This is a genomic window from Halomonas ventosae (genome assembly GCF_004361885.1).
Classification (GTDB): Bacteria; Pseudomonadota; Gammaproteobacteria; order Pseudomonadales; family Halomonadaceae; genus Halomonas; species Halomonas ventosae_C.
Window position 1 is genome coordinate 1 of sequence record NZ_SNWH01000044.1, and the last position, 4,170, is coordinate 4,170.

The window sequence follows — 4,170 nt, forward strand, 5'->3', positions numbered from 1 at the left end:
ATCGCAGAACGAAGCAACAGGGCAGCGCTGTGCCGCTGCGAACATGGCCGAGGCATTAGCTTAAACTCAGGCAAATTCTGTCTTGACCGTGGGGTTCACTTTAGTGATGGCCCTGACGCCGCAGCTCGTCGGCGCCCTGGTGGCGCCCTTCCGGGACAAGGCGCCGAGGATTGAGCCGGTCATGGTCAGGAGGGCGCACCTGGCTAGTGGACCAGGCCGTTGTCGTCGTCACCGGCAAAGCGCTGCTTGTTGCGATACGGATAGACGTCGATCACCCGGCCGTCGAGGATCGCCTGCTGCAGGCCCTTCCAGTAGTCGGCGTCGAACAGCTCCGGGTGGAGCTGATAGAAGAGCTTGCGCAGATGCATGTCGGCGAACAGGAAGGGGCCGAACTCCTCGGGGAAGATGTCGTTGGGCCCCACCGAGTACCAGGGCTCGTCGGCCAGTTCCTGCTCGGGATACATGGGCTCGGGAATGTGGCGGAAGTTGCATTCGGTGAGGTAGCTGATCTCGTCGTAATCGTAGAAGATCACCCGGCCATGGCGGGTCACTCCGAAGTTCTTGAGCAGCATGTCGCCGGGGAAGATATTGGCGGCGGCCATCTGCTTGATGGCATTGCCGTAGTCCTTGAGCACCGCCCGGGTCTCCTCCTCGTCGCACTGCTCGAGATAGAGATTGAGCGGGGTCATCATGCGCTCGGTATAGCAATGCTTGATGATCACCTTGTCGGCGCGCAGGTAGACGGTGGACGGCGCCACCTCGAGCAGGTGTGCCAGACAATCGGGGTCGAAGTGGTCCTGGCGGGCGATGAAATTGGAGAACTCCTGGGTATCGGCCATGCGCCCCACCCGGTCATGGCGCTTGACCAGTCGATACTTCTCGCGGACGTTCTCCGCCGTCATCTCCTTGCTCGGGTCGAAGCGGTCCTTGATGATCTTGAACACGGTGCGAAACGAGGGCAGCACGAACACCGCCATGACCATGCCGCGCACCCCGGGCGCGATGACGAACTTATCCTCGCGGCGTGCCACCTGGCGGTTGAGGGCACGGAAGAACTCGGTCTTGCCGTGCTTGAAGAAGCCGATGGCGGCATACAGCTCACCCTGGGGCTTGTCGGGCATCAGCTCCTGCAGGTAGTGCACAAACTCGCTGGGCACCACCACCTTCACCTGAAAGTAGGCACGGGTGAAGGAGAAGATGATCGACACCTCGTCAGGCTCGATCAGCACGGTGTCCAGTTGCAGCCCCTGGCCCTCCGCGTGCAACACCGGCAGCACCAGCGGCACCTGTTGTCCCCCGCCCAGCACTCGACCAACCAGGTAGGCTCCCTTGTTGCGGTAGAAGACGCTCTTGATCAGTTCGATCTTGGCCTCGGGGTCCTCGAGGATAGCGCGAGGTAGCAGCCGCTGGAGCACTTCGCTGCCCAGGGTCGCATCGCGCTGCAAATCGACGAAGGGCGTCTCGAAGCGCGCCTCGCCCAGCGCCCAGCGCAGGGCGGCCACCAAATCCTTCGCCACGCGCCAGTGGCGGCACAGCGTCAGGCCTGAGTGGTGCGCCGCGCGCTGGCGAGAGCTGTACACGAACATCCAGTCGTTATGGATGTGCCGGTGATGGAACAGCGAGCAGAACATCGAGTTGAAAAAGGTCTCAGCCAGCTCGTAGTCCAGCCGCTGGTCGATCAGCCTGGCGTAGTGCCGCCGGGCCTCACCCCAGTACTCGCAGTGGGTCAGCAGCTCATCGTCGAAGGTGCGCCTCAGCCTGGCGAGAGTGTCCTGGACCTTCTCGTCATAGAGATCGATGCGCTCCGCCGAGGCCTGCTGCGCCTCGCGCCAGGCGGCATCACGGAAGCGGCGGCTGGCGTCGTCGGTGATCTGCTTGAAGCGCGAGCGGTACTCGTCGAAGCCATGCAGTACGGTGGCGGCGAGATGATAGGCGGGCGAATGCTTCATGTTCAGGCTCCAGACAGCGACCCTGCCAGCATGCCGAATTGTGCGCCGCAAGGCGAGCTCGGCAGGGTGGGCGCGCTTTGCCTGTCAGCCCCCAGGAAGAGATGCGCGATGTGGCGATGAGCGTGCCCGGCGTGGGCGGCATCCACGACCTGCGCACCCGCCAGTCGGCCGGCCGGACCATGCTCGATCTTCATGTAGTGGTGCCACCTCGCGTCAGCGTTTCCGAGGGCCATGAGATCGGCAACGAGGTCAGCCGGCGCCTGCGCCGCGCCTTCCCGAGCTCACCGACCTTACCTTCCATGTCGAGCGCGGGCCGATGGATGACAAGCCCGCCGCAGATGGCGACAATAGCGCCCTGCGAACCCTCACGGTGCCCCGATGCCACCCGCGCTGAGCCTTCTCCATCATGATGACCATCTGGTCGCCGTACACCAGCCGGCCGGCCTGCTGGTGCATCGCAGCGCGCTTGCCCGCGGCGAGCACGAGTTTCTTCTGCAACGGCTGCGCGACCAGCTCGGTCGCCGTGTTTACCCGGTTCATCGCCTGGATCGCCCGACGTCCGGGGTGATCCTCTTTGCCCTCGACCCCGAGACCGCGGCCGGCCTCCAGGCAGCCTTCACCGCGCGCCAGGTGGAGAAACGCTACCTGGCAGTGGTGCGTGGCATCGCTCCGCACCAGGAGCGGCTGGACTACCCGCTGCGTGAGGAGGAGGGCCGCCGCCCCAAGGCCGAGATGCCGGCCCTGGAGGCGGTGACCGAGATTCGTCGGCTCGACAGCGTCGAGCTGCCGGTGCAGGTGGATCGCTACCCCCAGAGCCGCTACTCGCTGATCGAGGCGCGGCCGCAGACCGGCCGCCGCCACCAGATCCGTCGCCACCTCTCCCGGCGGGGCTACCCGATCATCGGCGACGCCAAGCATGGCAAGGGCAACCATAACCGCTTCTTCGCCGAGCGCCTGGAATGCCCCCGGCTGCTGCTGGCGGCGGTGGGCCTGGCCTTCGCCCACCCGGCGAGTGGCCGTCGCCTTGCGCTCTGCTGCCCGCTGGACCCCTGCATGACCAGGATCTTCGCGCGCTTCGGCTGGTCAGGCCATCTGCCAGTACCGCACCAAGACCCTTTCACGGAGATGATGCCATGACCGATTCCGCCCGCTTCATCGCCCCCACTGCGGTCCCGGACGACTTCGAGGCCCGCTTCAGCGGCATCCGCCGGCTGTATGGCCGACGTGCCGCCGAGCGCTTTCGCCACGCCCATGTGGTGGTGGTGGGCGTAGGCGGCGTGGGCAGCTGGACGGTGGAGGCCCTGGCGCGTTCCGGCATCGGCAAGCTGACGCTGATCGACCTCGACGACGTCTGCGTCTCCAACGTCAACCGCCAGCTGCATGCCCTGGACGGCACCATCGGCCGCCCCAAGGTGGAGGTGCTGGCTGAGCGCTGCCACGCTATCCAGCCGGGCATCGAGGTGGTGGCCGATGCCGCCTTCGTCACTCCCGCCAACCTGGACAAGCGTATCCCCGACGATGCCGACCAACTGGTGGATGCCATCGATAGCGTGGTCGCCAAGGCAGCGCTGATCGCCTGGTGCAAGCGTCGCAAGCTGCCGATCGTGGTAACCGGGGCCGCCGGCGGCCAGACCGACCCGACCCGCATCCGGGTGGCCGACCTGAGCCGCACCGAGCATGATCCGCTGCTCGCCAAGGTGCGTGCCCGGCTGCGCCGCGACTTCGGCTTCTCGCGCAACCCGAAGCGACGCTTCTCGGTGGAGTGCGTCTATTCCGACGAGCAGCTGGTCTATCCCGGCAGCGACGGCGAGGTGTGCTTCCAGAAACCCGGCGGGGGCGAAGTCACCCGACTCGACTGCGCCTCGGGCTTCGGCGCGGCGACCTTCGTTACCGGCAGCTTCGGGTTCACCGCCGCCGCCCGGGTACTGGCGCGGTTGACGACGCAGGCCAACACCACGCCTTGATCCCCAGCCACCCCGGAACAGGAGTCTTGCCATGGAAGCCCAGGTCCCGCGAGGCATCTACCGACACTACAAGGGTCCGCTCTATGAGGTGCTTGGCGCCGCCCGGCACAGCGAGACCGAAGCCTTGCTGGTGGGTAACTATTCAGCTCACGCCGCCTGATCCAGGTCGTCCTGTCGCATGAAATCCGGCACTTCACCCGTAAAGAGCTGCTCCAGTGCCGTATGTGCCGCCAGCCCCTGCTTGACCGCGGTCGAGA

The 4,170-nt window shown here is 65.8% G+C and carries 3 protein-coding genes and 2 pseudogenes; 4 read left to right on the forward strand and 1 reads right to left on the reverse strand.

Annotated features, from left to right (window positions below; genetic code table 11):
- Window positions 1-203: 203 nt before the first annotated feature.
- Entirely contained in the window at window positions 204-1,949 is a 1,746-nt protein-coding gene (gene aceK, locus DFO68_RS15195; protein ID WP_133484446.1) for a bifunctional isocitrate dehydrogenase kinase/phosphatase, read from the reverse strand.
- Window positions 1,950-2,023: 74 nt separating this feature from the next.
- Between aceK and DFO68_RS15200 the strand changes: the two are divergent.
- The 4 genes and pseudogenes from DFO68_RS15200 to DFO68_RS15215 form a co-directional block, all read left to right on the forward strand.
- Window positions 2,024-2,307: pseudogene (locus tag DFO68_RS15200) on the forward strand (cation transporter dimerization domain-containing protein); the annotation flags it as partial.
- Window positions 2,308-2,327: 20 nt separating this feature from the next.
- Entirely contained in the window at window positions 2,328-3,086 is a 759-nt protein-coding gene (locus tag DFO68_RS15205) for a pseudouridine synthase (RefSeq protein WP_133484447.1), read from the forward strand.
- Window positions 3,083-3,913, forward strand: coding sequence for a tRNA cyclic N6-threonylcarbamoyladenosine(37) synthase TcdA (gene tcdA, locus DFO68_RS15210; RefSeq protein ID WP_133484448.1), 831 nt, complete (start codon window positions 3,083-3,085; stop codon window positions 3,911-3,913). Before DFO68_RS15205 ends, tcdA begins: the two co-directional genes overlap by 4 nt.
- Window positions 3,914-3,944: 31 nt before the next feature.
- Window positions 3,945-4,046, forward strand: a pseudogene (locus DFO68_RS15215) (DUF1653 domain-containing protein); the annotation flags it as partial.
- Window positions 4,047-4,170: the final 124 nt, after the last annotated feature.